This is a genomic window from Nostoc sp. 'Peltigera membranacea cyanobiont' 210A, assembly GCF_002246015.1.
Lineage (GTDB): Bacteria > Cyanobacteriota > Cyanobacteriia > Cyanobacteriales > Nostocaceae > Nostoc.
The window spans coordinates 19,718-45,077 of the sequence record NZ_NOLJ01000002.1 but is presented as its reverse complement, the minus strand read 5'-3'; the positions used below and the strand labels follow the sequence as shown (position 1 = coordinate 45,077).

Annotated in this window: 24 protein-coding genes; 11 read left to right on the top strand and 13 right to left on the bottom strand. The window is 42.6% G+C overall.

Going from position 1 to position 25,360, the window contains the following annotated elements; translation table 11 throughout:
• Positions 1-76: 76 nt before the first annotated feature.
• Complete coding sequence (tgt, locus tag CDG76_RS05050; protein WP_094347995.1) at positions 77-1,225, bottom strand: tRNA guanosine(34) transglycosylase Tgt; 1,149 nt, start codon at positions 1,223-1,225, stop codon at positions 77-79.
• Positions 1,226-1,546: 321 nt separating this feature from the next.
• Complete coding sequence (locus CDG76_RS05045) at positions 1,547-1,999, bottom strand: hypothetical protein (RefSeq protein ID WP_094347994.1); 453 nt, start codon at positions 1,997-1,999, stop codon at positions 1,547-1,549.
• Between the two features lie 376 nt (positions 2,000-2,375).
• Here CDG76_RS05045 and cobS point away from each other — a divergent pair, with 376 nt between their 5' ends.
• On the top strand, positions 2,376-3,149 hold the full coding sequence (gene cobS / locus CDG76_RS05040; RefSeq protein WP_094348731.1) for an adenosylcobinamide-GDP ribazoletransferase: 774 nt from the start codon (positions 2,376-2,378) through the stop codon (positions 3,147-3,149).
• A 94-nt stretch (positions 3,150-3,243) separates the two neighbouring features.
• Here the strand turns inward: cobS and CDG76_RS05035 are convergent, their stop codons facing one another.
• From CDG76_RS05035 to CDG76_RS05025, 3 genes are all read right to left on the bottom strand, one after another.
• Positions 3,244-3,699 (bottom strand): PPC domain-containing protein, encoded by a 456-nt coding sequence (locus tag CDG76_RS05035; RefSeq protein ID WP_094347993.1) that lies wholly within the window; start codon positions 3,697-3,699, stop codon positions 3,244-3,246.
• An 86-nt stretch (positions 3,700-3,785) separates the two neighbouring features.
• A complete protein-coding gene (locus tag CDG76_RS05030; protein ID WP_094347991.1) occupies positions 3,786-4,463 on the bottom strand; it encodes a ComF family protein in 678 nt (225 codons plus the stop codon).
• 33 nt (positions 4,464-4,496) lie between these two features.
• Positions 4,497-4,985: a GNAT family N-acetyltransferase gene (locus CDG76_RS05025; RefSeq protein WP_094348730.1), complete on the bottom strand. Its 489-nt coding sequence runs from the start codon at positions 4,983-4,985 to the stop codon at positions 4,497-4,499.
• A gap of 575 nt (positions 4,986-5,560) precedes the next feature.
• Between CDG76_RS05025 and aroQ the strand changes: the two genes are divergently transcribed.
• A complete protein-coding gene (aroQ, locus tag CDG76_RS05020) occupies positions 5,561-6,220 on the top strand; it encodes a gamma subclass chorismate mutase AroQ (protein WP_094347990.1) in 660 nt (219 codons plus the stop codon).
• 369 nt (positions 6,221-6,589) lie between these two features.
• Here the strand turns inward: aroQ and CDG76_RS05015 are convergent, their stop codons facing one another.
• A complete protein-coding gene (locus CDG76_RS05015; protein ID WP_094347989.1) occupies positions 6,590-7,345 on the bottom strand; it encodes an SDR family NAD(P)-dependent oxidoreductase in 756 nt (251 codons plus the stop codon).
• A 349-nt stretch (positions 7,346-7,694) separates the two neighbouring features.
• Positions 7,695-8,861, bottom strand: coding sequence for an AI-2E family transporter (locus CDG76_RS05010; protein WP_094347988.1), 1,167 nt, complete (start codon positions 8,859-8,861; stop codon positions 7,695-7,697).
• Positions 8,862-9,072: 211 nt separating this feature from the next.
• Here CDG76_RS05010 and CDG76_RS05005 point away from each other — a divergent pair, with 211 nt between their 5' ends.
• Both CDG76_RS05005 and CDG76_RS05000 read left to right on the top strand, forming a co-directional pair.
• Entirely contained in the window at positions 9,073-9,435 is a 363-nt protein-coding gene (locus CDG76_RS05005) for a hypothetical protein (RefSeq protein ID WP_094348729.1), read from the top strand.
• Positions 9,436-9,721: 286 nt separating this feature from the next.
• Positions 9,722-11,146 carry an LCP family protein gene (locus CDG76_RS05000; RefSeq protein WP_094347987.1) on the top strand — a complete coding sequence of 475 codons (1,425 nt, stop codon included), beginning with the start codon at positions 9,722-9,724 and terminating at the stop codon, positions 11,144-11,146.
• Here the strand turns inward: CDG76_RS05000 and CDG76_RS04995 are convergent.
• Positions 11,118-12,212, bottom strand: coding sequence for an anthranilate phosphoribosyltransferase family protein (locus tag CDG76_RS04995; protein ID WP_094347986.1), 1,095 nt, complete (start codon positions 12,210-12,212; stop codon positions 11,118-11,120). The genes CDG76_RS05000 and CDG76_RS04995 overlap by 29 nt on opposite strands.
• Positions 12,213-12,829: 617 nt before the next feature.
• Between CDG76_RS04995 and CDG76_RS04990 the strand changes: the two genes are divergently transcribed.
• Together CDG76_RS04990 and CDG76_RS04985 are read left to right on the top strand one after the other, a co-directional pair.
• A complete protein-coding gene (locus CDG76_RS04990; RefSeq protein WP_094347984.1) occupies positions 12,830-13,057 on the top strand; it encodes a hypothetical protein in 228 nt (75 codons plus the stop codon).
• A 232-nt stretch (positions 13,058-13,289) separates the two neighbouring features.
• Complete coding sequence (locus tag CDG76_RS04985; RefSeq protein ID WP_094347983.1) at positions 13,290-15,638, top strand: GNAT family N-acetyltransferase; 2,349 nt, start codon at positions 13,290-13,292, stop codon at positions 15,636-15,638.
• A gap of 180 nt (positions 15,639-15,818) precedes the next feature.
• On the opposite strand, the gene CDG76_RS04980 is transcribed toward CDG76_RS04985, so the two are convergent.
• Genes CDG76_RS04980 through CDG76_RS04965 form a run of 4 tightly spaced genes read right to left on the bottom strand, consistent with a single transcriptional unit; the run spans position 15,819 to position 20,443 of the window.
• The gene (locus tag CDG76_RS04980) at positions 15,819-16,460 is read right to left on the bottom strand and encodes an FHA domain-containing protein (RefSeq protein WP_094347982.1); all 642 of its coding nucleotides are present in this window, start codon (positions 16,458-16,460) and stop codon (positions 15,819-15,821) included.
• Entirely contained in the window at positions 16,438-18,576 is a 2,139-nt protein-coding gene (locus CDG76_RS04975) for a substrate-binding domain-containing protein (RefSeq protein ID WP_094347981.1), read from the bottom strand. The genes CDG76_RS04980 and CDG76_RS04975 overlap by 23 nt, the downstream gene beginning before the upstream one ends.
• 43 nt (positions 18,577-18,619) lie before the next feature.
• A complete protein-coding gene (locus CDG76_RS04970; protein WP_094347980.1) occupies positions 18,620-19,300 on the bottom strand; it encodes a response regulator transcription factor in 681 nt (226 codons plus the stop codon).
• 21 nt (positions 19,301-19,321) lie between these two features.
• Positions 19,322-20,443 carry a sensor histidine kinase gene (locus CDG76_RS04965; protein WP_094347979.1) on the bottom strand — a complete coding sequence of 374 codons (1,122 nt, stop codon included), beginning with the start codon at positions 20,441-20,443 and terminating at the stop codon, positions 19,322-19,324.
• Positions 20,444-20,913: 470 nt separating this feature from the next.
• On the opposite strand from CDG76_RS04965, the gene CDG76_RS04960 reads away from it, so the two are divergent.
• The 5 genes from CDG76_RS04960 to CDG76_RS04940 all read left to right on the top strand — a co-directional run bounded on the left by CDG76_RS04960 (position 20,914) and on the right by CDG76_RS04940 (position 25,043).
• The gene (locus CDG76_RS04960) at positions 20,914-21,753 is read left to right on the top strand and encodes a Pvc16 family protein (RefSeq protein WP_094347978.1); all 840 of its coding nucleotides are present in this window, start codon (positions 20,914-20,916) and stop codon (positions 21,751-21,753) included.
• 30 nt (positions 21,754-21,783) lie between these two features.
• Positions 21,784-23,445 (top strand): phage tail sheath family protein, encoded by a 1,662-nt coding sequence (locus CDG76_RS04955; RefSeq protein WP_094347976.1) that lies wholly within the window; start codon positions 21,784-21,786, stop codon positions 23,443-23,445.
• 91 nt (positions 23,446-23,536) lie between these two features.
• Positions 23,537-23,992 (top strand): phage tail protein, encoded by a 456-nt coding sequence (locus tag CDG76_RS04950; RefSeq protein ID WP_094347975.1) that lies wholly within the window; start codon positions 23,537-23,539, stop codon positions 23,990-23,992.
• Between the two features lie 212 nt (positions 23,993-24,204).
• A complete protein-coding gene (locus tag CDG76_RS04945) occupies positions 24,205-24,699 on the top strand; it encodes a phage tail protein (RefSeq protein ID WP_223265135.1) in 495 nt (164 codons plus the stop codon).
• Between the two features lie 11 nt (positions 24,700-24,710).
• The gene (locus tag CDG76_RS04940) at positions 24,711-25,043 is read left to right on the top strand and encodes a hypothetical protein (RefSeq protein WP_094347973.1); all 333 of its coding nucleotides are present in this window, start codon (positions 24,711-24,713) and stop codon (positions 25,041-25,043) included.
• Here CDG76_RS04940 and CDG76_RS04935 read toward each other — a convergent pair.
• Positions 24,974-25,309, bottom strand: a complete 336-nt coding sequence (locus CDG76_RS04935; protein WP_094347972.1) for a hypothetical protein — start codon at positions 25,307-25,309, stop codon at positions 24,974-24,976. The genes CDG76_RS04940 and CDG76_RS04935 overlap by 70 nt on opposite strands.
• Between the last annotated feature and the right edge of the window lie 51 nt (positions 25,310-25,360).

The following is a 25,360-nucleotide window of genomic DNA, read 5'->3' as shown; positions in this document are numbered from 1 at the left end:
TTGTTTAAATCCACCTATCCAACACAGCTTTCATAATTGAGAAGTATCTTAACATGGTTTGAGTCTCGATCATTGGTCAATAGTCATTTGTAATTTCACCCTCATCTGATGCCGATTCAGATGAGTTGAGCCAGTGACCAAATTCTGCAACAAAGCGATCGCTCAATATTGCTTCTCTAATTTTTTGCGTAAAGCGAATTAGTTCGGTAATGTTGTGAATGCTCAACAAGGTATAAGCCAAAATTTCTTGCGATCGCACCAAATGAGATATGTAAGCACGGCTAAAATTTTGACAAGTGTAGCACGGACAAGTTTCATCTAATGGCGTAAAATCTTCACGAAACTTAGCATTTTTTAAATTCCAGCGTCCGCCTTGGACTATCGCTGTACCATGTCTTGCCCAACGGGTGGGAATGACGCAATCAAATAAATCTATACCAGATGCGATCGCGAGCGCCATTTCCCGGTAAGTACCCACACCCATTAAGTAACGCGGCTTTTCGGGGGGTAAAAGCGGTGCTGTCACTTTGACAATCTCAGCCATTAATTCTGGCGGTTCTCCCACACTCACGCCACCAATGGCATATCCCGGCAAATCCAACTTAGCCAAAGCTTCCGCCGCACGGCAACGCAAATCCAAATACACCCCCCCTTGCACAATTCCAAACAACGCCTGATCGCTGCGTTGATGAGCTGTTATACAGCGTTCTAACCAGCGGTAAGTGCGCTCAGTTGCAGTTTCTACCTCTTGGCGAGTCGCTGGGTAAGGCGGACACTCATCAAAGGCCATAATCACATCAGCCCCCAAAGTATTTTGAATCTCAATGGAGCGCTCTGGTGTTAAGTTAATAATTCGTCCATCATGGGGCGAGCGAAAAGTTACGCCTTCTTCAGTAATTTTTCGCATCTCGCTTAAGCTGAAGACCTGAAATCCACCCGAATCTGTGAGCATTGGGCCGTTCCAACCCATAAATTTATGCAACCCACCACCCCCAGCCACGATCGCTTCCCCTGGTTGTAGGTGAAGGTGATAAGTATTGGATAAGATCATTTGTGCCCCAGTATCTCGTAGCTGAGATGGAGTAATAGTTTTGACATTTGCCAGCGTTCCTACTGGCATAAATCTGGGGGTTTCTACAAGACCGTGAGGCGTGAAAAACACTCCTGCTCTAGCTTTGGTTTGGCTACAGCAAGCAAGACATTGAAAAGAAAAATTCGCACTCATGCCATTTGGAATTTTAGATTTTAGATTTTGGATTGTGAAACACTAATCGGTAAAGAGTTTCAAAAATCCATAACTAGTACAATGCAGCAGAAATAAACCTATCATTTCATTACAGCCAGAAAGCCCAAAATCAAAGCTTTTTGACTTTTGCCTTGCGGTACTAGCAGCCATAAAACCAAATGGTATTAGGGCAAAAATAATATTATTTGGCTAAATTATGACCAAACATCAAAATTGGTAATTGAGTTTTAGCGAACACTTAAGCATTCATTACTAACCTAGTTACCAACTTTACGAGTATATACTCTAAATAATTGTTATTTAGAAAGAATCAGAACAGTCATCGTCAATTTCTGCATCCCACCTAGCTGAGAGTACTTGTTCCATCATCGCTTCTATAGCGCTGACATTGAAGCTTCGCTCTCGTCGCTCTTGTAAAGGTGTCGATCGGGGAATTAACCGCAGACACACTCCTTCTTGCATCAAATCGAAGTAGGTTTCTTGTTGCGACGACTGTTTTAGTTCCAAATAATCAAAACTACAAACATTCAGATATAGCGCGCGGTTAGCCACTAAGGTAGACCTTTGCGGATTGGCAAAAACTTCCATCACATCCCCTTCACCCTCGCTCAGTACCTTATCTTCTTGGGTGTAGATGTAGTGGACTCGACCTAAATCTGCCAGCAATCGCCGGATGTCGAGCTTATTCACAATGATGCCCGTGTTAATAATGCACGGAGCTGGTATCCTGGTGTCGGGTAGATGGTGACTCATAGGAAAATTGCGATTGAGCTAAGGAGAGCAACAACATAGCTAAACTGTCATAATTGAATAGCTTGTTTACTCCCTACATTTAAAAAAATATCAATTTTGTGGGGCAATCGTCTAATAATTTGGAGTAAGTTTTTAGTTAACGAATACAAAACACAAATTTTGCTCCCTGATGGAATTTTAACTTCCTAAGTTGCTCGTTTTTGTATAAAAAATTACCCAAAGTTATTTGTTTACCACTTAGACCAGCATAACAAAATTTTCAACGACAATGTTTAATGGAAGTAAATCTTATTTAAAGTTTTAAAGTCTACTGATGTCGGTTGTTCCGAAATTACTACTATTATCCAGCAATTTACCAAAAATTAATGTAATTCAGATGACGAAACAGCAACAGTGGTGGAAAAAGCTGCTGTTAAAGCTGGCAGCTAGTATCATATTTTACACAACTATTCCACTGCCGTATTTAAGCGAATTGGACTTTCGGGGAGTAGCACATCTTGCTTCGCTTGTAGGATTGATAATCGGGGGAATTTTAGGGTTTCTGGATACGGGGATGGATTATCTGGGGATGCCCGTGTTAACTCGTAGTGCTTTGGTAGTAAGTGTTTGGATTGCCATAACTGGAGGATTACACTTAGATGGGGCAATGGATACTGCCGATGGTTTAGCAGTGGGCGACCCAGATCGGCGATTGGAGGTGATGGCAGATAGTGCTACAGGAGCCTTTGGAGCAATGGCTGCGATCGCCTTGGTGATACTGAAAATAACAGCTTTGAGGGATATGCCAGAAAACCGTTGCTTGTTGCTGATGGCTGCTTGTGGCTGGGGACGTTGGGGACAGCAACTAGCGATCGCCCGATATCCTTATCTGAAAGCAACTGGTAAAGGCGCATTTCACAAACAAGCCATTCGTTCTTACAAAGATTTGTTACCGGGATTGTTGTTGTTGTTTAGTTTGAGTGGTTTACTTTGGCTGATAGATAAACAGCAGCTATTTCTCGCACTGACAATCATAGTTGTTGGAAGTGCGATCGCCACTTTAACTGGTGCATGGTTCAACCACAAACTAGGTGGACACACTGGAGATACCTACGGCGCAGTCGTTGAGTGGACTGAAGCCTTATTTCTCTGCGTATTGACCATTTTTTAAGAAATGGGGAGTGGGGGAGCAGGGGAGCAGTAAGTCTTTCCCGTCTGCATCTTTGCCTCTTCCTATCCCCAATGACAAATGACAAATGACTACTTCATTTAATCGGTTGCAACTTTGTCACTTTGAGTTTAAAAGCCCCAACCCCAGTTTCCCCAAAAGACCGGACACGAATAACATAACTCCCTGTCTCAACGATGCGAGTAAAGAGTAAGGAATTGCTACTACCATCAGGACCATCATCATTTTCTGCCAGAGTTGAACCATCAGGTGCCAGCAGTGTGATGATACTGTCAAAGTTTTCTGATGACAGGTCAACTGCTAAATTATCGCCTTTTTGCAACTTCACAGTGTAATCACGCGCAAACCCACCTTGACCGGTGGGAATATCTTTGTCGGACAGGCTATCGGAAAGTTCAGTACTGTTAGATAAAGGAATTGGACTATACAATTTATTTTGAGCAAAAGCTGCACTGGTACTAATGCCTATTGCCAGCAATGTGGCAGGAATGATGATGAGTTGTTTTAAACCTGCCGCCAAAACTTTATTCATACATTTCAAGCAATTTTTCTACAAAAATAGGGTAATTCGGTCAATTTATGTACTTATCTGTCAAAGCTTGCCTATTGCTTCTTAATTTATCCGTCTTTGACGGCAGTGGCTACAGCTACTAATCCTAAGACCACAATTCCATACTGACGAAGTGTTTGCACAGCAGACCTGGCAGTAGCACCAGTAGTATAAATGTCGTCCACTAACAGCACTGGGACATTTGGAGGACGATGGCGAAATTCTTGCCCAATAGCAAAAGCTTGGTTCAAGTTTTTTTCTCGTTTAGATACCGACAAACCAAACTGCGCTTCAGTTTCTCGCACTCTTGCTAAACCGTTTAGTTTCAATTTTAATCCGGTTATTTCGCAGAAACTTTGTGCTATCAGTGCGGCTTGATTGTATTTACGTTGCTTTTGTTTGCTAGCGTGGAGTGGGATAGGAACTACTACAGGGTGGCTATCTCGCCTTGGTGAATTTAACAACCATGCTTCCCCTAACCATTGACCCAAAGGACGAGCTATTTGGGGTTGATTTTCGTATTTCATCGCTGCGATCGCTCGTTTCACTGGGCCACCATATTCCCCCCAGCCAAATACAGGTATAGGCTCTTGCCATAGAGAAATCGGGTCTTTACGTTGACATTTTTGCAGTTGTCTGGTGCAGTTCTGACAGAATTCTTGAGAAGTTGCGCGTTGACATAGAGGGCAATGGGATTGGAGAAAAAGATTGAGTAAGCCTGTGAGATTTTTAATCCAAATGTGCATTTAGAGTTGTCCTTTGTCATTGGTCAATGGTCATTAGTCTTTGACCAATGACTTAACATACACGCGATCGCATCTTGTTGTTTCTACTCCCGTTGCTGGAGTGTAGCCATTGCTTTCATACAGCTTGACTGCTTCCACCAAAACACTGGCGGTTTCAATCCAAATTTGCCCAAATCCACGCTTTGCGATCGCTGCTTCTAGCTGTTGTAACAAATATTTCCCTAATCCTAAACCCCTGATGCTGGGCAAAAGATACATTTTGCGGATTTCTACAGCTTTTTTGCCTCGGTGTATAGGGTAGTATGCTCCAGTACCTACTAACTGACTTTGGTGTTCAATTACCCAAAACTCTCCCCCAGTAGCTAAATAACATTCCTCTACTCGCAGCACATCTTGGTCAGCACCCTTGGGTTCCCAAGCCAGACCGTATTCTGATAATACATAACTGATGACTTCAGCGGCTCTTGTGCGATCGCTCTTCACCCAATCACGAATTAAAAAATCTTGATAATAGTTTTTCATTACCATTTGCTGGTCAAGTTTACCCAGAAAAATTTTCCGCATCTATATCCCAATTTACTCAGCAAATAGCAATTCTTGCAGAGTTCATTTCCGGCTGTACTCTCAAGGTGTGAATTATGTCAGTGCTGAGAAAAGTCATCTTTAACAAAGAAATCGGCTCTACATCTACCTATCTCATCAATGCACAACCAGGTGTATTCTTGCCAACTATTACTGATTGACAAATTGTTTATGACCTTAACCCGTCAAGAATTGTACATAGCAGCAACTCTATTGTGCGATTTATTACATTCCGTTTTCCGAACATGCGAGGTCACGTCGCTTCTCTACGAGACGCCAAGGGCGATCGCTCCGAATTCAAAATTCTTGCATTATTGATCCCCATAAAGAAATTTAGGGGCTTGTATCCTTTTTGTTTTCGGTAACTTGATGATGTATTTCCTCAATACCCATATAAGCCGGAATTTGCTTTTTGTCAGTAACTATGAGATATTTTGTTTGAGATTAAAAATACTGTATTCCTATGTATTTACTGATAATTCCTACTAAGTAGCCGGGTGTATAAACTTTTTGAGATGAATTTAAGTTTTTTTAGAAAGCATCCACTGTTGTTTGTCATCATCATTTTCTTTGGGCTTTTTTTCAGTAGTACAGTAGTTGCTGCCCAGAACTCTGGGTCAGTAAAATTAGTAAATCCCCAATCTATTACGGGGGAAGAACAACAACGACCTGTAGATAAATTACTAAAATTGATCCAGCAGCGATTGTTAATTGCACATGATGTAGCCCGTTGGAAATGGAATCAAAAACGTCCGATTGAGGATCTAAAGCGCGAACAAGAGTTACTATTAAAGGTTAGGCAACAAGCTACAACCCATAGTCTAGAACCTGATAGAGTCGCAGCATTTTTTCAAGCACAAATAGAAGCAGGAAAACTCATCCAAACCGCTGATTTTCAAAACTGGCAAAAGCAAGGCATTAAATCTTTTGCTAACGTGCCAGACTTAAACCAGACATTGCGACCATCGTTAGATAAATTAAACACAGAATTTCTCTTTGCTTTAACAGAACTGACTTCTGTTGTAGGTTGCCCACAGATACAGGAATTAATTCAGTCACGTTCCCAAGTGATTATTCAGGGAGATGGTATCGATAGGCAAGTGCAGAACCTAGCAATTTCACCGCTGCTACAATTTAAAAGCGCTTCTTGCAAAGTGGTTTCCTTCCCTAAATAAGAAATTCGATAATTATTCTGAAAATTAGATTTTAGAACTTACGCACTGTACAAATGTATCGTGATGTGCGTTAACTAAAATAGGTTATTTCAGGCTTTTTTTAATTATCCTGCGATGCCTACGGCGGTAAACTACGGAAATAGACGATGCTGTGCTTTTACAAAAGATGTGGTTTTTAACTTAATTATAGTTAGTATTTCTTGTCAATGCGTAAGTCCTAGATTTATGTAAAAAATAGTTCAAAATGATTTAAGACATCTCCGACAATGAATGTAGAGGCGTTATATTTAACGTATCTACAAGGGTTTCAGGTAACGCATCATTAATTTCACCAGATGTCTATTGAGCTAAAGTAACCGCGCCGAACACCTAGCGAAGTCCACCCGATATGTACAGCGTTTCGCCGGTGATCCATGCTGAATCAGAGGATGCGAGGAAGACAACGGCAGGTGCGATATCCTGTGGCTGTCCGATGCGGCCAAGGGGGGTTTGCGCTTCAGTCTGTTGGCGGCCTTCGCTCTTGGCTACGGTTATTCCTGCTGTGTGCGTGCCCTCCGTTTCCACCATACCAGGATTGATGGAATTGACACGGATGTTGCGTGAACCCAGTTCTTTGGCTAGCGACTTCGTGACGGCATCGACAGCCGCTTTAGTGGCGCTATAGACCGAGCTGTTAGCGGGCGCAAGGGTGCTAACGATTGAACTGATATTGATGATGCTGCCGCCCGCCGATCCGAAGTGCTTTACTCCTTGTTGTGAGGTGAGGATTAATCCCAGCACATTCAGATCGAACTGCTTGTGGAAATGCTCTTCAGTGATGTCTTCGATTGGGGAAAATTCATAAATTCCGGCATTGTTGACCAAGATATCCAGCTTGCCAAATACCTGCTGCGTCTCTGCAAAAAGATGTTCTATCTCTGCCTTTTTTGCAACATTTGCCTGTACAGTGATCGCCTTACCGCCCTCGCTGAGAATCTCGGCGACAACGCGATCGGCTCCTTCTTTGCTAGATGAATAGTTGACGACAACTGCTGCACCTTCGGCTGCCAGATGTTTGGCAATAGAGGCACCAATTCCTTTGGATGCACCCGTAACGACTGCAATTTTTCCTTCTAGTTTTTTCATGATTATGAGTGCCGTAGTTGTTGAGTTTGAAAAAGTTGTCAGAAACGGGTTGCGAAAAAACGAGAACGTACCCGTTCGGATCTTGGCTATCTAAAACATCGAAGCAAAACACCAATTGGCATCTAGGTCTTGTGGCAAGGATTGACTTTTCACAGTATTTGGAAAATCTTTTATATTAAACAATCGATCGCAACAGAATTTAATAAATAAATAAATAAATAAATAAGAGGGGTAAAGGGTTGATAAGAGTCGCCCACCATACGAGCAATAGCTTTTTACCCTTTCCCTTGCCCCTTATCGTTCCTGATAAATAACTGATGATACACTTCCTGCTCCTGCCTTCTTGTAATTAAGGCAATGTTGCTTCAGAAATGCTCAAAGTTTTGTTGGCGTCAGCTTTCGAGGACTCATTTGCTGGAACGGATGCAGTTATCTCCCCAATGGCGCTGTCGTTTGTCCCGCTACCAGGACGCAAGGCACTTAAAGCAGTCTTAATCACAACAGCTGTAGGTACTGCCACAATTACACCCAATAATCCGCCAATTCTTGCCCCTGTTAAGACCGAAATTAAAATCCAAACTGGATTTAAACCGGTAAAACTGCCTAAAATTCGGGGGGCAATTAAGTTTTCGAGAATTTGCTGTACAATTACCGCTGCGATCAAGACTCTCACACCCATTGAAAAATCTTGCAACGCTACCAACAGTGTAGTCATTGCAATGCCTACAGAACCGCCAAAGGGGACGAGAGCCATTAGGCCAATAGTTAGTCCGAATAGCAGTCCAAATGGCACTTTCAGCCACAAAAAGGTAGGAATAAGGGCTGAAGCCATACAGGTAGATAAAATCAACTGGGTGATGAAGAAATTTTGGAAGCTTAAGCGGACTGTTTTAGAGAAAGGCTCGCGAAATTTGTTAGGTAGCCATTCGACTAAACTTTCCCAGAGTTCACCTCCATGCTGTAAAAGATAAAAAGTCAAAACCATCGTCAAGAGAATATCTAGCAGACTAGTAACTGTGAGTACAGCTAGATTTAAAACTTGTCCGGCGATCGCTTGTAATTGTCCTTTGACGCGATCGTTGATTTGCACCACCAGAGCATCGAGGTTAATCGGTAAGCCAAAAGTCTCAGCTTTTCCGTTTAAGATCATTAACTGAGAGCGTCCAGAGTCGATTAAATCTGGCAAACGCGCCACCAGTTGTTGAGCTTGGGTAAGAGCCAGGGGAAAAAGTGTCACACCCAACGCCAATAAAATCGATAAAGCCAAGAGAAATACTAAAATAGCAACTTGCTCTCGCTTCGCACCATGATGCTCCATCCAGCTCACGGGGTAGTTGAGCAGAAATGCTAGCACTGAGGCTCCGACTAAAATGACTATGAGAGAATGGAAATAATTAAAGAATACCGAAAGTGCCCAACCATTGAGAACTAGCAGCGGCAGGAATAACGCGATCGCCCCGATTCGCGCTATTGGAGTAAATGTTTGCCACCAGTCGAGTAGCTTACGTGTCTGCATTTTGAGCTGATTGCGGAATAGAACTAAATGAAATTTTTCTTTACAGCTTATTATCTCTAACTATATGAGTCTTATTCATCCTTCTAGTTTAGGAGTTAGACTAACCCCAATGAAGAATTTTGAACCAAAAGAGAATGGGGAGCGGGGAGCAGGGGAGCAAGGGAGCAGGGAAGCAGGGGAGCAGGGGGAGAATAATAATGTCCCATCCCCAATGCCCAATGCTCCATCCCCAATGCCCAAAACACAGTTGCTTTTACATTTAGTTCCGATCGTCGGCTTTTTTCCATCCTTGTGGACTCTCTATCGGGGCCAGGGTAATCGGGAACAACTTGCTATTAGTCGTCTGTCTATTACTTTGGCAATTACTTGGTTGTTGAGTTATCTATTATTAGCTACCGGAGCAGCAACTTCAGATTTTTTTCCGCTACGTCTATTTATCCTCAATAGCTTTCTCACGTCAGGTTACTTTTTAGTAAGTATTTGGTTGATTTTGCGCCTAATGCAGGGCAAATCTAGTCGTTTACCAGGGTTTAGTAATTTAGCTGAACGAGTGCTTGGCAAGTATTTATCTTAATTTTTTATGGTGATAATTTGTCGGTGTTTTTACTGATTTTTGAAAAATTTCTGGCTGATTTCTCTATATATCTAGTCAAATCCAGTTTATTATTGCCATACTTCAGTAAAACATCTCCAGGTTGTCCCAAAAAAAGAATAAATGCTGCTATAAGTGTTGTGGTTGACACTACATTAAAAAAGTTAGCACCGATAATTAAGAGTTAGCTATTATGGGTTGATTTGTTTAGGTGTTTTTAGTCTGCAAAATTACTGAATTTGATTAGTGAGTAAGTGTGAGGAAGTCTGTGACCATTCAAAGAAGTTCGGCGGAAGAAAACCAGTCGGGAAAAGCCTCAAAATCCAATAAAAAAATTCCCCAAAACTCGACATCAGGACGTTGGCTATGGTTTTGGGTAGGTATGAGTGGTATTGCGATGGTATCAGCAACTGCGGGGGCACTTTTGGCGGTGTCTTTGACCAGTACGCCTTTGCAACAAGCGCAGCTAACTCCAAAGGATGAGGCGGCCTTTGATAGCGATCGCATTTCTGGAGGTGTGCTGCGATTTTCAGAATTAACTCGTCCAGTAAATCTTTTGGTGATGGGAATGAGCGTACTTCCCCCAGATGTCCAAAACCCTCCTGAAGATACCAAAAATCTCAAATACCTGCCCCAAGTCAACTCCTTTGATGGTCTTTCCGATGTGATGCTCTTGGTCAAATTCGATCCAGAGACAAAAAAAATAAATATGCTCTCCATTCCTAGAGATACCCGCACGGAAATAGAGGGTTATGGAGTGAAAAAAATTAACTCCGCCAACGTTGAAGGTGGGCCAGCTTTGACTGCCAGAACTGTCAGCAATCTCTTAGGAGGAGCGGGAATCGATCGCTATGTGCGAATTAACGTTTTGGGAGTTGCCAAGCTGATTGATGCTTTGGGTGGCGTAACTGTCTACGTTCCTAAAGATATGAAATATCAAGATGATTCTCAGCATTTGTACATCAATTTGAAGGCTGGTAAGCAGCATCTAAATGGTGAGCAGACATTGCAATTGCTGCGTTTTCGCCATGACGAACTCGGTGATATTGGTCGGATTCAGCGCCAGCAAATGGTCATGCGTGCTTTGATGGAGCAAACACTCAACCCAGCTACTGTTGCTCAATTACCTAAAGTTCTTGATGTCGTGAAAGACCACATTGATACTAACTTGACGGTTGAAGAGTTAGTGGCGCTAATGGGTTTTGGAGTGCGGACAAATCGCTCTAATATGCAAATGTTAATGCTGCCAGGTCGCTTTAGCGAGAAGAATGAATATGATGCTAGCTATTGGTTGCCCAACAAAGATGGGATTGCCAAACTGATGGCTCAACACTTTGGTTTGGAGTCAGAAGAGGAACAGCTGGCAACTACAACTAACCCCCGCTCTTTACGTGTCGCAATTCAAGATAGTACAGGTGGCGATCGCTCTAACCTCCAACCGTTAATTAGAGCCTTGGAAAAATCTGGATATCGCAACATCTATGTGGCCAAGGCATGGGGTGAACCCCTAGATGTAACTCATATTGTCGCCCAACAGGGAGATGGTGACAGTGCCGAATCAATTCGCAGCACTTTGGGATTTGGAGAAGTGCGCGTGGAAAGCACTGGCAACCTTGGCTCAGATATCAGTATCCAAGTAGGTAAAGATTGGTTGGAACAAAAATCTATTTTGGAGAAGTCGTTGACACCCTAAAGGGTATATCTGCTGACACTGAATTTACTACTTGGCTCAGTTCTTGGAGTTTAGCTGCTACTACACCATTGGTTAATAATTCTTCTGCTTTAGCTAAACCCTCTGCCATATTTGAACAAATACCACTCCGCCATAGATAAAATCCGCCATTCCACAAGGCTGTTTGCATCAATTCACCTGGTTTACCTGCCAAAACCTCTTGAATATCCGCCACCAGTTCTTCAGTAGTTCCAAGGGGTACGTTCTTGGTAGTAAAGCCGTAATCGCGCGGTACGAGGTGCAATCGTTCTACCTCTTGGGGTGCTACGGATGAAGATAAGCTGATGATTGCAGTGCGATCGCGCGGTAAGTCGCAACTACCTTCCAATCCTTTGACTAATGTAAATTTTGTCACTCCTCGCAGTCCGAGAGCGATCTGAAACATCCCTTCTGTCGGTGGATGGACAAACCCAGCAATTACGTGAGCATCCCCAGCATAAGGACACCAAATTAGCTCCATTGTCGCCAACGGCGGACGTTTGCCAAGTTGGTCGCGGTACTCCCAAATACTTGTAGTTAAGGGAAAATGCTGAGGTAGATAAATAAAGCCGATTCCTGTTTGCTCAAACACTTGTTGAGTTTGTGCTAGGGGTAAGGTAGTCCAATCGACTCCTAAACCCTGCCAAACATCTATCAGCGGTAAGCCGTACTTCGTGGGTAGGCGATCGCCACCATGCATTACCACTGGTTGTCCAACTGCGGCGAGCAATAAAGCTGTGACGGGACTAATTGGGGCTGTGCGTGTCCTACCATCATAAGGGATGCCAAGAGCGATCGCTGGTCGCCCAGAGGCTATGGGTTGCAGTTTTGGTCCCAGTTCTTCATAAGCATCCAACATTCCAGCTAACTCTTCCCCCGTAGGACGCTTGATTCGGTGAGCAATCAAAAAGGCTCCAATTTGGGCTGGTGTCGCTTCACCTAGCAGCATCATTTTAGTAGCGGTGGCTGCTTGGGCGCGAGTTAAATTCTCGGCTGTATGGTTTCCGCTGCCTACTTTTTGCAGAAATTCCCGAAATACATTGCTCATTTTTCCTTTGTCCTCTGTCCACCGTCATGTGTCCATTGTCCTTTGTCTTTCGTGATAACCGAAAATGACTCATGACCAAATATTGGATTTTGGATTTAATAAATAAATGTAAGTTCGACTAACTAAAAATAGCAGGATGTTGAGCAGGTAAGTCTTGGGGATAAATATCAAGAAATGGTTGTTAAGGCAAATAAGTATAAGCAGTCAAACCCGCAATTAACTTGACAATTAAATTGAAAACATTACGATGTCTAAAGTCCGTAAAATACATTGATAATCAGGACTTACAGGCAGTTTTAGCATCAATTTCATTATCAAGCAAAGGTTTCAGGCTATTTGCAGACCTTTTGGCATACTATCTACTGAAGAACCAAAATTTTTATACTTCTTTAGATAGATTGTATTACATGTTTCATTACTGGTAGTTGTTAAAGAACAGGCGCCTGAGGGCAAGAAATTTTAGCACATCATTTGTGCAAGCGCGGTCGCCGCCGCAACAATCCAGGTTTTTCTACACTTTAAGAAAAGAAATTTTTTGTCCTAAGTCCAAGTAAAGTTGACGCGTCAAGACTAAAACAGTTAACAAAAATCACTTTTGATTCGGGAGAGAAATCTAAATGATTATTAACGACTTGACCTACTTAGAGCAAGCTGAATCCGCAAACACTTTAGTAGGCGGAGGCAACTATGGCAAGGGCTATGGCAAAGACTGGGGCAAGGGCTATGGCAAAGACTGGGGCAAGGGCTATGGCAAAGACTGGGGCAAGGGCTATGGCAAAGACTGGGGCAAGGGCTATGGCAAAGACTGGGGCAAGGGCTATGGCAAAGACTGGGGCAAAGACTAGAAATTGAGTGAGTGTTGTGGAACCCAAATGGTTGTATAACCTTCCCAGCGTGCCGGAGCTTACGTTTTCTACCATTTCGGAATCGCCACAACCTCATACTTGCAAACCTGGGTTCTTCCACTTTAGCTTTTGATAGTTCACAAATCTCCTGGCTCTTGAAAGCGATACTTGGCCGCTTTCAGCCAGGAGATTTTTTGCAACCGCCTCACCTTCTATCTGGCAGAGAGTCAGTATGAAAGACATCGAAATTGAGATCGTTGATAATTTTGAAACGTTTCAAACGATCAGAAACCATTGGGACTCCGTATACAAAACCGATCCTGAAGCTCAATTCTTCTTATCTTGGACTTGGCTATCTGGTGTTCTGGAAAAATTGTGCAATCATTCCTGTGTTGCGTGGTTTATATTAGCGGCAAAATCAACTGCCCCGACTTCAGAGTATGTGGCATTTTTTCCGCTAGAAATTGCGATCGCAGAACATCCCGAAGGCTGGCTCCAGAGTCGTCTCTCGATGATGGGAGTTGCAGATTCAGAGCATATTGGGTTTATTTGCTTACCAGAATACGAAGCAGCAGTCACTTCTGCCTTTGCCCAATTCTTTCAGCAACAGCAGGAAACTTGGTCTATTTTTGAAGTCGAAAATATTCAAACGAGCCAAGGTCGAATGAGCCGTTTTCTGGATCAGTTCTCCACAGAAGCCTTTGAATTGGCACAACAGGAATGGTTGAGCGATTTCGTAGATCAAATCGACAATAGCATTGTTCCGTACATCGCTTTGCCAGATGACTGGGAAGAGTACCTGCAAACCGTCGTCAGCTCCAACACTCGGCAGAAAATCAGACGCCTCTTGAGAAAAGTTGAAAGCTCCAACGAATTTCACCTGACTCAGGTCAACGCAGAGAATTTAGATATTCATCTAGAGATCCTCTTAGGATTTTGGCAAACCAATTGGGAAGGCAGAAAAGGCGCAGACTACTGCAAAAAAGCCGCAGAGAATACCGGGTTGGTTTTGCGTCATAGCTTTGAACACCAAAGCTTATACTTACCAGTGCTTTGGCAAGGGAAACAACCGCTGGGCGCGATCGCAAACCTAATGGATTTCGATCGTAAAACGGCTCTCTTCTTCATGGCAGGTCGTGACGACACCGTAAAAGAGTTTTCTTCTGGTCTGGTTCTTCATGCCTATGCGATTAAATATGCGATTAACAATAAATTTAAAGTCTATGATTTTCTGATGGGGAACGAGGCATACAAGTTTTCGTTTGGCGCTAAAGCCCGTCAGATCAAAACTATGGCGATCCAGCCCAAGCGATCGCACCAAAATCAAGCGCTAAATTTAAGAACAATTCCTCAAGCGCTCCACCGTTTTACCCATTACCAACAAACCAACCGACTCGATCTAGCAGAACAAGGCTATCGTCAAATTCTCAACGTGCAACCTCAACACCCAGACGCACTCTATCGGTTAGGAGTCTTGATGCACCAGAAAGGAAATTACTCAATCGCTGAAGAGTTGTTCAGAAATGTCCTTCAGGTGCAACCTCAATATGTCAAAGCCTGGTTTAGTTTAGGCAACTTGCATCAAGCTCAAAATCAATTACCAGAAGCACAAGCAGCATATCAACAAGCTTTAGCACTACCCTCCGAATCCTCAATGCTTTCATCAGCAATCCATCATAATCTTGGCTATACGTTACAACAACAGAATCAATGGGAAGCTGCGATCGCACATTACCAAAAATCCCAAGAACTCCAGCCCAATTCCATCGAAGCAGAAGTAATTTTGGCAAATGCCCACTACGCTCAGGGAACATTACCCCCAGAAAAGCAGCTGCATTACGCCACCCTCAACTATGAATTGGGTAGCAAACGAAAACAGGTAGGTGATTTCAAGGTTGCGATCGAATACTATCGCCAATCGATCGCAATGCAGCCCACTTTAGCAGAAGCTCACTATCACCTCGGCATCGCATTCCAAAAACTAGGAAACTTGGACGAAGCGATCGCACATTACCAAAACGCCCAAGCCCGGAAACCCGACTACCTTCAAGCCGAAGTAAGTTTAGCGAATGCTCTTTATGCTCAGGGAAAGCTGCCCTTAGAAAAACAAGCGCATTATGCTGCCCTCAATTATAAATTAGGCAACAACTGCAAACAGGCAGATGATTTAGAAACTGCAACGGAATATTATCGGCAATCTCTCGCCCTAAATCCAAACCAACCAGAAGTTCACTATCATCTAGGATTTGTTTTAGAAGAACAAGGAGACTTGGATAACGCGATCGCACATTACCAAAGCGCCCAAGCCCTGCGATCCAACTACCTTGAAGCCGAGGTAGGAATCGCAACCGTCTTCTATGCACAAGACAAACTATCCGCAGCGGATCGAGATCGCTATGCTGCACTCAATTACGATTTGGGCAAGGTTCACCATCAATCAGGAGATATCAAGGCTGCAATCAAATACTATCAGCGAGCGATCGGACTAAAGCCAGATTTGGCAGAGGTTCGCGATCGTCTACGCCAAGCAATGCAAGAAGAGGACGGTATTAAAATTAAGGTTAGTCTTGCGAAACAATAGAAGGCAAGTGCGCGATTGAAAATCGCTGTAAGATGTATGGCGTTTGATTGACTTAATTCTCAATAATCACAAAGACGCGATAAATCGCCGTCTCTACAAAATGACTGATTATTGTAGAGACGGCGATTCATCGCGTCTCTTTCCAAAACAGAGAATGCTGAGGACTCAATTAGCTTTTTACTACACTACATATATAGTGAAATTCACTAGGTTATCTTGACCAAATCGCAGTGAATCACCGTTGAGTAGGCGATACTGCATACCGGGAGTCAAAGGATTGTTGTTTAAATAAATGCCATTTGTACTCATATCAACAATCATGTAAGAATTTTGCGACCAGTCCCAATCGACTCGTGCATGACGACGAGAGACTATTCCCTCACTGGGAATGCCGGTCAAGTCAATTTCTGGCGGCGCTATTCCTGGACTCTGACTGCGGCGACCAATATAACCTCCTTCCCCAACGAGGTGAAATTCTCTGCCAGTGGTATGAATCAGCTTTAAGGCTGGCGCTCTTTGAGGCGGAGGGGTATAAACAGGTGGTGTTGGTTGATAGGAAACTCGTGGCTGATAGACCGTTGAATAATCAATGGGAGCTTGTTGGGGAGCTTGGTAGTTAGGTTGCTCTGTAGGCGGCCGCTGATACTGAACAGGTGGTTGACTAGGTTGTTGTTGAATAGGCGGAGGTTGACTAGGTGTTTGTGGTGTAGGGGAAACTACATTACCCAGAGGAGTGGAACACCAGGGACAAACCTTAGCATTGTTAGGCAGGGCGCGGTTAAAATATTCGCAACTAGGATTAGGGCACCGATTTGCAGGCATAAGAATTTATATCATCAGGCATAGGTTGTAAAGCTACGAGACCTACTTTACCAAGTAAACACTGACCCTGACGAGTAGTTAGCATCTGGGCAAATGTAGAACCACCAGGCAGGCGGCTGCTGTCTTTAGGGTACACTACAAAAATAGGGTATCCCAAGGCGTAGCTTTGGAAAGTTGTGACATCAACATAATAATCATCATGTTGACACAAATCATCTGAGGGATTAATTGAGCGGCGATCGCGCTTTTGAAACAGAGGTTGAATAGCGGACTTTTTACCATCTGCGATCGCTAGAGGATAGCCAGTACACTGACTCGAAGTTTTACTGATAATCCCAAAACTGATAATACCAGTAGTTCGCCCATCTAAAGTTTCACTGCGTATCAGGTTTTGGGTTTTTGTTGTATCAAGTTTAGTAACTTTCGCTGCAAATAAAGCTTCGTCTTGAGGGGCATTTTGCAGAACTATTTGTTGAAATTTACTGATTGCTTCCGGTTCAGTTGGGGCAAAAGGTTTCACCGGCAGATTTGGAAGTTTGGGATCAATCTGTTGCCAATTAGTAATTTTACCTGTGTAAATTTGACGCAATTGCTCAAGATTGATTTGCCCCCCAAGAGCATTGGCAAGATTTGAGTCTCTTTTATTAAATGCTACAAAAACAAGTAAACCATCATAGGCTACTGCTTTTTTTGCAAGTTTATCTGTAATGTTGTCTACCAAACTAGTAATTGCAAAATCTTTTTTGTTTGTTTGGACTTCTTCGAGACTTTTAATCGGATTATTTATATTTGATGACAAAACAGATTTATAGTCAAATGTTGCTGTTGCATCTGGCTTTGGTCTCGTCAATAAATCTCCTAAACGACTGTTGTCCACTAATTGCGTTAAAACAAAACTCCATGTACTATCTTTTTCTCCTGTATAAGTAAATTGTCCAGAAGGAACGTTAGGGACTTCGGAAAAACTCCGCACAAGTCTAGACCATTGGATATATTGATTAGGATTATCTGTTTTCCTGCCCCAAAGCCAATACCAAATTCCCCCACCAAATAGTAATAAAAATAGGATTAATAGCAAAAGTAAGGGCATTGGCAAAGGCTTTTTTATTTCTTGGGAACCTGGCGAACGCGCTGAACTTGAACTTTTAGCACGATCTTCTTGAGGAAGTTCTAGCAGTGCTTGGCGAGCTGCTTCTGCACTCTCGAAAGGAGTTTCCAGCCCAATTAAACGATAAATAAATTGCTTTAAATGACTATCAGTATCCGGCCATTGTTGATTATCTCTAGGATCGAGAGGCTGGTTAGATGAAAAATTAGTTGTCCGCCCTACCCATAAATAAAAGGCTAATAATCCTAATGATTCTAAATCTTGCTCAGGTCTAGCGGGAGCAGGTTGAGGAATAATTGGTGGAATAAATAAGTTTTCCCAGATAGCTAAATCACAAAAGTATATAGAAAACTTTTGATTATTTTCTACTTTAATTAAAGTACTATCTAAATTGATATTGCCGTGAGTGATACCCAGTTGTGTTTGATTGGAGGGAAAACGCAGCTTTTGGGTGTGGAGAAACTGGAGAGTTTGTAAACCTTGATTCAGTACCTCACGCACCTCAAGAGATGTCATTGCTCCCTTTTCTATGAGATACTTACCTAAAGTTTGGGATGAGTCTATTCCTTGAGTAATTAAATAACAGCGTTCTCCTTTTTCATCTGCGATCGCTTCTTTAGTTTCCACCAGACGGAAATTTTGAATTCGACTATCGGCTAAACTTACCCCACCTACCCGTTTGAAAGTTTCTTTCCGCTTTTGAGTCTCACTTTCATTAAAAGAACGATTGGGGAGCAGGTATTCTTTGATGATTACAGGTTGTTTGTCTTTAAGTTGAACACCTGAATATAAGCGGCCTAAACCCCGCACACCGACAAAACTAGCTATTTGATAAGTTCCCTGACTTCCTTTAATCTCAGCCTCCTGTGGTAAAGTTGCTGGAAAACCACATTCCAAGCAAAACTTAGCACCCTTGATTTGCTGCGCCGTTTGGAAGGGGCGATCGCAACTTAAGGGAGAATTGTATGAGCAGGGGTATTCTTGATAAAAAGATTCAAATGAAGCCATATACAAAAAGTTTCGTGAATTGCGCCGACTACTTCTGTCGCGCTCAAGCGTGAACTAATCCTAACTTGAGGGCAGTCACAATCGCTTGAGTCCGGCTAGTAACCTTTAATTTTTCAAAAATACTGGTGAGATGCGCCTTAACAGTTGCTACTGTTACATATAAATGTTTAGCGATTTCTTCATTAGAAGCACCTTGAGTTAACCAGTATAAAACCTCTTGCTCTCTTTCGGTTAAATGCACCTCATGACATGCTTTTACACAAGAGTCTGAATAAGCCTGAAAAAACCGGAAAAATCGACTAGCAACTTCTGAAGGTAGATAAATTTCTGACTTAGTTACAGTGTCAATAGCTTCACACAATTGGGTTGCCACACGATTTTTAAATACATAACCTGCGGCTCCCCCCTGCATCGCTCTAAAAATCCAGTCGTCTTCTTGATGAGCCGACAATACTAAAACCTTGCCAGTGTAAGCAGCTTCTTTAAGACGTGCCAGAACTGTAATTCCATCACATCCTTTCAATTGCATATCCAGCAAAATTAAATCTGGACACTTCTGGGTTGTAAACTTTAAAACCTGCTCAACAGAATCTGCATCACCAATAACTTCTACAGGTAACGCAGAATTAATACTATAAAAATTTAGGAGAGTACGTAACCCTTGACGAAAGCGTTCTTCGTCATCTACGAGTAAAACTGAAAGTTTTTTACTATCATTAATCATATTTTTATGATGAATTATGAATTAATTCATACTCCTTGAACGAGGCAAAATCATCGAAAATTGTGCCCCGCTTTCTGATAAAACTTGTGCCCAGATACTTCCTTGATGATCTAGAATAATTTTTTTAGCAATAGTTAAGCCCAGTCCTGTACCTCCTTTCCTTCGGGAATAAAATGGGGTAAATATTTTTTGTAAGTCCTCTTGAGACAATCCTGGCCCTTGATCGGAGATTTTAATTAAAACTTCATCTTGGAAAATTTGCCAGCTACAGGTAATAGTTCCTGAATTAGGACTGAAATGAGCGGCATTACTGAGGATATTATCAAAAACTTGTTTCATTTGTAATCTATCTATCTTCAGTATTGTCGATGTATCGGGAATTAATATTTTAAGGTCTTTCTGATTAATTAGAGGTTGTAAATTTGTGATACTTTCAACCACTAAACTTCTTAAATCTTGAAGTGTTACCCTTAATTTGGCACTTTGACCGCAATCAATCAGTTGGTTTAAATTAGTATCTAAATCTTGTATACTTTCGCCGATGATTGTTGCTTGCTCTTGCCAAGGGCTATCCTCTAAACCTAAGCAGAGATTATGTGCATACAATCCTATAAGTCCTAGAGAGTTACGCAATTGATGACCGACTCGGTGCAAGATATCTTCTAGGAGTTTAATTTCAGTTTTTTGTCTGCCATAGTCCAAGGAAATATCTACATACTTACTTAGCAGCATAGCAGAGCGTTTTACATATAGTTGTAAACTCGACGATAGAGGTTTATGAGTAATGATTTGAATATATTCAGGTTTTTGATTTCTATAGGATATGGGGCAGATGTAAGAAATAGATGAAAAGTCCTTAAGCTTAAATTCCTGTAAATTCAAAACAGGCGGAAAATCTGTCAGCCATGCTTCTGAACGCAAATAAGCTAAAGTTTTTGGCGAAAAAGGAACTTGGTCTTGACCATAATTTATCACCTCTTGATTAGCTCTCAATAATGAATCATGATAGACAATTCGAGCGAAAAAAATTGGATACTGACTAGTTAACTGCTCAGACTCAAGCTGACAAAAGCTTTGGATGTCTGAGGAACTCAAATAATTCAAGCCATTGTCTAGTTTTTGTACAGAAAAGCCTAGTGTCATAGCTTCACTCGCTTTTTGCAACCAAATGTTTTTACTCTTCTGCTGACCAGTATAAAATTATGCAGTCTCACGAATGTTTATTTTTTTGTTAAGTTATCTTTTGAGATAATTCATACAAATAATTATTAAGGTTTGTATTCACACGTGTATCAAGCTAACTTTGCTGTGTAAATAAGTTTGTAGTAAGGACTTTAGTCCTGATGTTAAGCACTGAAATGCTTACTACGTACCCAAGCTTTCATTAGCTTAATAGACTACTTGGGTCGGCTTTTCAACCCACCCCACAAGAAAAAAATGTAGTGCGTCTAATTAAAAACTGCTCCAGATTAATCTACAAACTGAAGTTGCTGCTTTACGGATTCTTGACCCAATACCCCATTTAAAAAATATCGACAAAAGTCTAATTAACTTTAGAAGCCCGATACATATACTGTAAAGGCATCTGGATTAGCTACCAGCAGAACACCTTCATGCTTATCTTCGTTCTTCAAACTTTAGCCGAAATTCTAGCTGGAGGAACCTCACTTACCAGTACAGAGCAAATTGACTTTAGCCATCCTGGTAATCGTAGGGAAGAGGGAGCAGGCCCGACTCTCAATTTATATATTTTTGATATACGTGAGAGTAAGCAGGTACAACATTCTGGCAGGCAAGTAGAACGCAAGCTAACACGCGCTCTACAACCTGCCACTGTAAATTGGGCACCCGCTTGGTTTGATGTTTCGCTGCTATTAACAGCCTGGGATAGAACAGCTTTAGGTGAGCATCACTTTATTAGTGAGGCGTTGACTGTGCTGTTGCGCCATCGCACCTTGGAAGAGGAGTTTTTGGTTCCTGAATTACGGGGCTATGGTAATTTGAACATGACAGTTGCCCTAGAGCCGCCAATTGAGATTGGCTCTTTATGGAGCGCCCTGAGTGTGCCGTTGCGTTCAGCCTTATATTTGACAGTCACAATACCCTTCGAGCCACAACCGACTCCAGTGCCTTTGGTTTGGGAGCGAATTTTCAATTTGCGAAATCAATTGTCTCGCGATAGTGACAGTTTAGTATTAACCAGGCGAGTTGCGATCGCGGGTATTGTCAAAAGTGCGGTGACAAATCTGCCCTTGGTAGCGACAGAAGTGGCTGTGAGGGGAACTGACAAGTCCATATTAACCACTAAAGAAGGGCTGTTCTTCTTTGAAGACCTTCATTTAGGTAATTATGTTTTGACTCTGAATCATCCTGGCTATTTACCCCAAAACGTCAATGCATTGGTAGATAACCAAAGTCATACTTTCAAAGAAATATTTCTAACTCTTGAATAATTAGATTTTTACTGACTTGGAGAAACTTTCATGGCTAGACTTGATTACTTTGCTCCTGGTGTCTACATCGAAGAAATTGACCGGGGTAGCCGACCAATTGAAGGTGTTAGCACAGCAGTTGCCGGATTTGTAGGTTTTACAGAAGATGTTCGCGGTGGGGCTGAACTATATAAGCCCGTGCTAGTAACCAATTGGACGCAATATCTCAATTACTTTGCCCGTCTCAATTCTGATGGGTTCACCGACTTCAACGCCTATTTACCCTTTTCAGTCTACGGCTACTTTATGAATGGTGGCGGTCGCTGCTGGGTGACAAGCATCGGTACTCAATTACCAGGCGCACCCAGACCGGCAACTCCAGAACCGGCTACTTTAAGAATTAACTCTAGAGGTAATCGTCCAGCCCTGCGCTTTACTTTGCGCCCTGAGCAAGCATCAGGTGGATTAGTAAATATTGTCATTATTGATGGTTCGCCCCGCGCCTTACCTGAAGGTACTGAAGGAGAAGCGCCTCCAAATACGGGCGAATATTTTACCATCGAAATTCGTCGCGGAGATGAACTTCTAGAGGAATATCAGAACTTGACGATGAACCGCGAACCTGCTGGTCAAGCAGCAGTTTATGCACTAACGGCATTGAGAAATTCAATGTATCTCACTGTAGAAGACATAACTCAAAGCGGACAGCCTTTAGCTCGTCGTCCCGTGAATGGTCAATATGAACTAGCGCCACCCATTGTTGCTGCCACACCCGATAGATTTTCACAAAATTTAGAAGGGGTTCGAGACGATCGCACCGGGGTACGCGGTATCTTTGAAGTTGATGAAATCACGATGCTAGCCTGTCCTGATGTGATGCGGGCTTATCAAGAGCAGGTGCTTAATTTAGATCAAGTTCATGGCATCATCGAACTGATGATTAGTATGTGTGAGGGTTCTGCCAGTGGCGATATTCCCAACCCGCCCAACCGGATGGTTGTACTTGATTCGCCACCGGAAGCCGTCAAACCGCAACAAGTAGTGGAGTGGTTGAATAGATTTAACCGTCGTTCGATGTTTGCGGCCCTTTATTATCCTTGGATTAAAGTACCTAATCCACGCGATCGCGGTAATCCAATTTTAGTACCTCCTTGCGGTCATGTGATGGGTGTTTGGGCCCGCACCGACGAAACCAGAGGAGTTTACAAAGCCCCGGCAAATGAAGTTCCCAGAGGCGTAATTGGTTTGGGCTATGACACCAATTTCCGCGAACAAGAACTATTAAATCCCTTGGGGATAAATTGTATTCGCAGCTTCCCCAACCGAGGTATCCGCATTTGGGGCGCACGCACTCTAGTTGAGCCAGATAAAACAGAGTGGCGTTACATCAGCGTGCGTAGATTAATTAGCTATATCGAAAAATCCCTAGAACTGGGGACTCAGTGGGTAGTTTTTGAACCGAACGACCAAGATTTATGGGCGCGTGTAACCCGTACTGTGAGCAACTTCTTAGAGCGCATCTGGCGTGAAGGTGCTTTATTTGGTGCATCTCCAGCCCAAGCATTTTATGTGAAGTGTGACGAAGAATTGAACCCACCAGAAACCAGGATTTTAGGACGTTTATATATTGAAGTCGGAGTTTGTCCCGTCAGACCGGCTGAATTTGTTGTTTTCCGTATCAGCCAATGGAATGGCATTGAAGATAGCGAATAGACCAAGAATTCTCCTCTTGTAGAGACGCGATTTATCGCGTCTCTACCCATTCCCATTTCAAAATTAATCACACACAAAGGAGTCTAAAAGTATGGCAGGCGAATTTTTAACCTCTTGTAAGTTTTACTTTGAAGCTGACGGAATTACTGATAAATTTATCAAAGAAATTAGCGGACTAGGCGTTGAAAATACACCAGCGCAAGAAGTCCACGGTTCATCTAAGGGCGCTAAACTAATGCGTCAAGCCACACCAACTGTTGTTAAATTTACCAACATTACAGTAAAAGTCATCGCCACTGATGATATAGACCTTTATAAATGGTATCAAGACTGTAACGAAGACATGGGAGACCCTCGAAAGTGGTCACAGAATCGTAAAACTGGTTCAGTGGTTGCTTATGACCAACAAGGCTCTGAAAAGGCACGCTGGAACATTGTTAATTGTTATCCCTGTAAATACACCGGGCCTACCTTAACTGCCTCTGGTGGTGATATGGCAAATGAGACTGTTGAATTGGTTCACGAAGGAATTAAACGAATCAAATAATTAGCATTTGCAGTAATCAAAGTTTGGGAGTTTAAGTTGCATAGCCTCTACAGGCAGAACGCTTTGTGTCGGGGTCTGTCTTGCAAAGTTGCTCCTCTTGGGGAGACCCCAAGACCACACTTTGCGCTAAATCTCCGTCACAAAACGTAATTACGAATTACGAACTTGTACTGAGCGTAGCCGAAGTATTACGAATTACGAATTATTTAACAGTGGTACAATCCGCAAGCCGAATTCCAGAAGTTCTGACAGCCCATCGGTTCTATTTAGAACTGACACTAGAAGGTCAAAACGATGCCAATTGTTTCTTTTTGGAGTGTCAAGGCTTCAAAAGAACACAAGAGGTAATTGAAATTACTGAAGTCACTTCTCAAACCTGGGGTACAAAAGGGCAATCAAAAGGTCAGGTGGTGAGAACTAAGCTTCCCAGCAATCCTAAGAGTGGTAATCTCATTCTGCGTAGAGGTACCACCAACTCTATGGATTTTTGGAAGTGGTTTGAAAAAGTCCAGCAGGGTAATTGGTCACAGCAACGTAGACTTGTTGCTTTATCTATTTATAATCAGGCAAATCAAGAAATCGCTAGATTTGAATTAGCTGGTGCTTGGCCCGCAAGTTACAAAATTGCCGATGTCAGCGCCCGCAGCCATGACATCGAAATTGAGGAAGTGGAGGTTGCTTTTGAGGAATTTAAACGCGTGAAGTAATTAGGAGTACTATGTTTCCCACAGAGTTTGAATTTACACTGCCAAAAGGGTATCTAGACTCTGAAGGCGACCTCCACCGCAAAGGTGTAATGCGGTTATCAACAGCGATAGACGAGATTGCACCCTTGCGTGACCCCCGCGTTAAAGCTAATCCCGTTTATGCCACAATTATTATCCTGTCGCGAGTGATTACCCACTTGGGTGCTTTATCAGAAGTTACTCCTGCAATCGTGGAAAACTTTTTTTCCCAAGATTTAAATTATCTCCAAGATTTTTACCGTCGAATCAATGGCTTGGAAGGCGAAACTTCTACACCGGAAGATACAGTAAATTCTCGGAGATAGGCAATGTCATGTAGGAGAAGTCCTTCAAGTAAATCAGGACTAACAGAATTGAAGCTGCCCAAGCGAGTGATAACCCTTGCAAGCATTACCAAGACACCGTAAGCCGGATTTTCTTGAACTTTGCGCTCTTGTTGCACCAAAATTTCATCTTTGGCGGTGGCTAAACGCATCACCCCATGACGATGTACTCGTTGTTCGCCATCACTCAATCCTCTAGGAAGAGTGAAGGCAAATTCTGTGCAGAGAGTATCCTTTTTACGGCGCATAGGTTATTGAATTTGGGCATTGGGTATGAGTCTCTGACTGGTTCCCAGCTT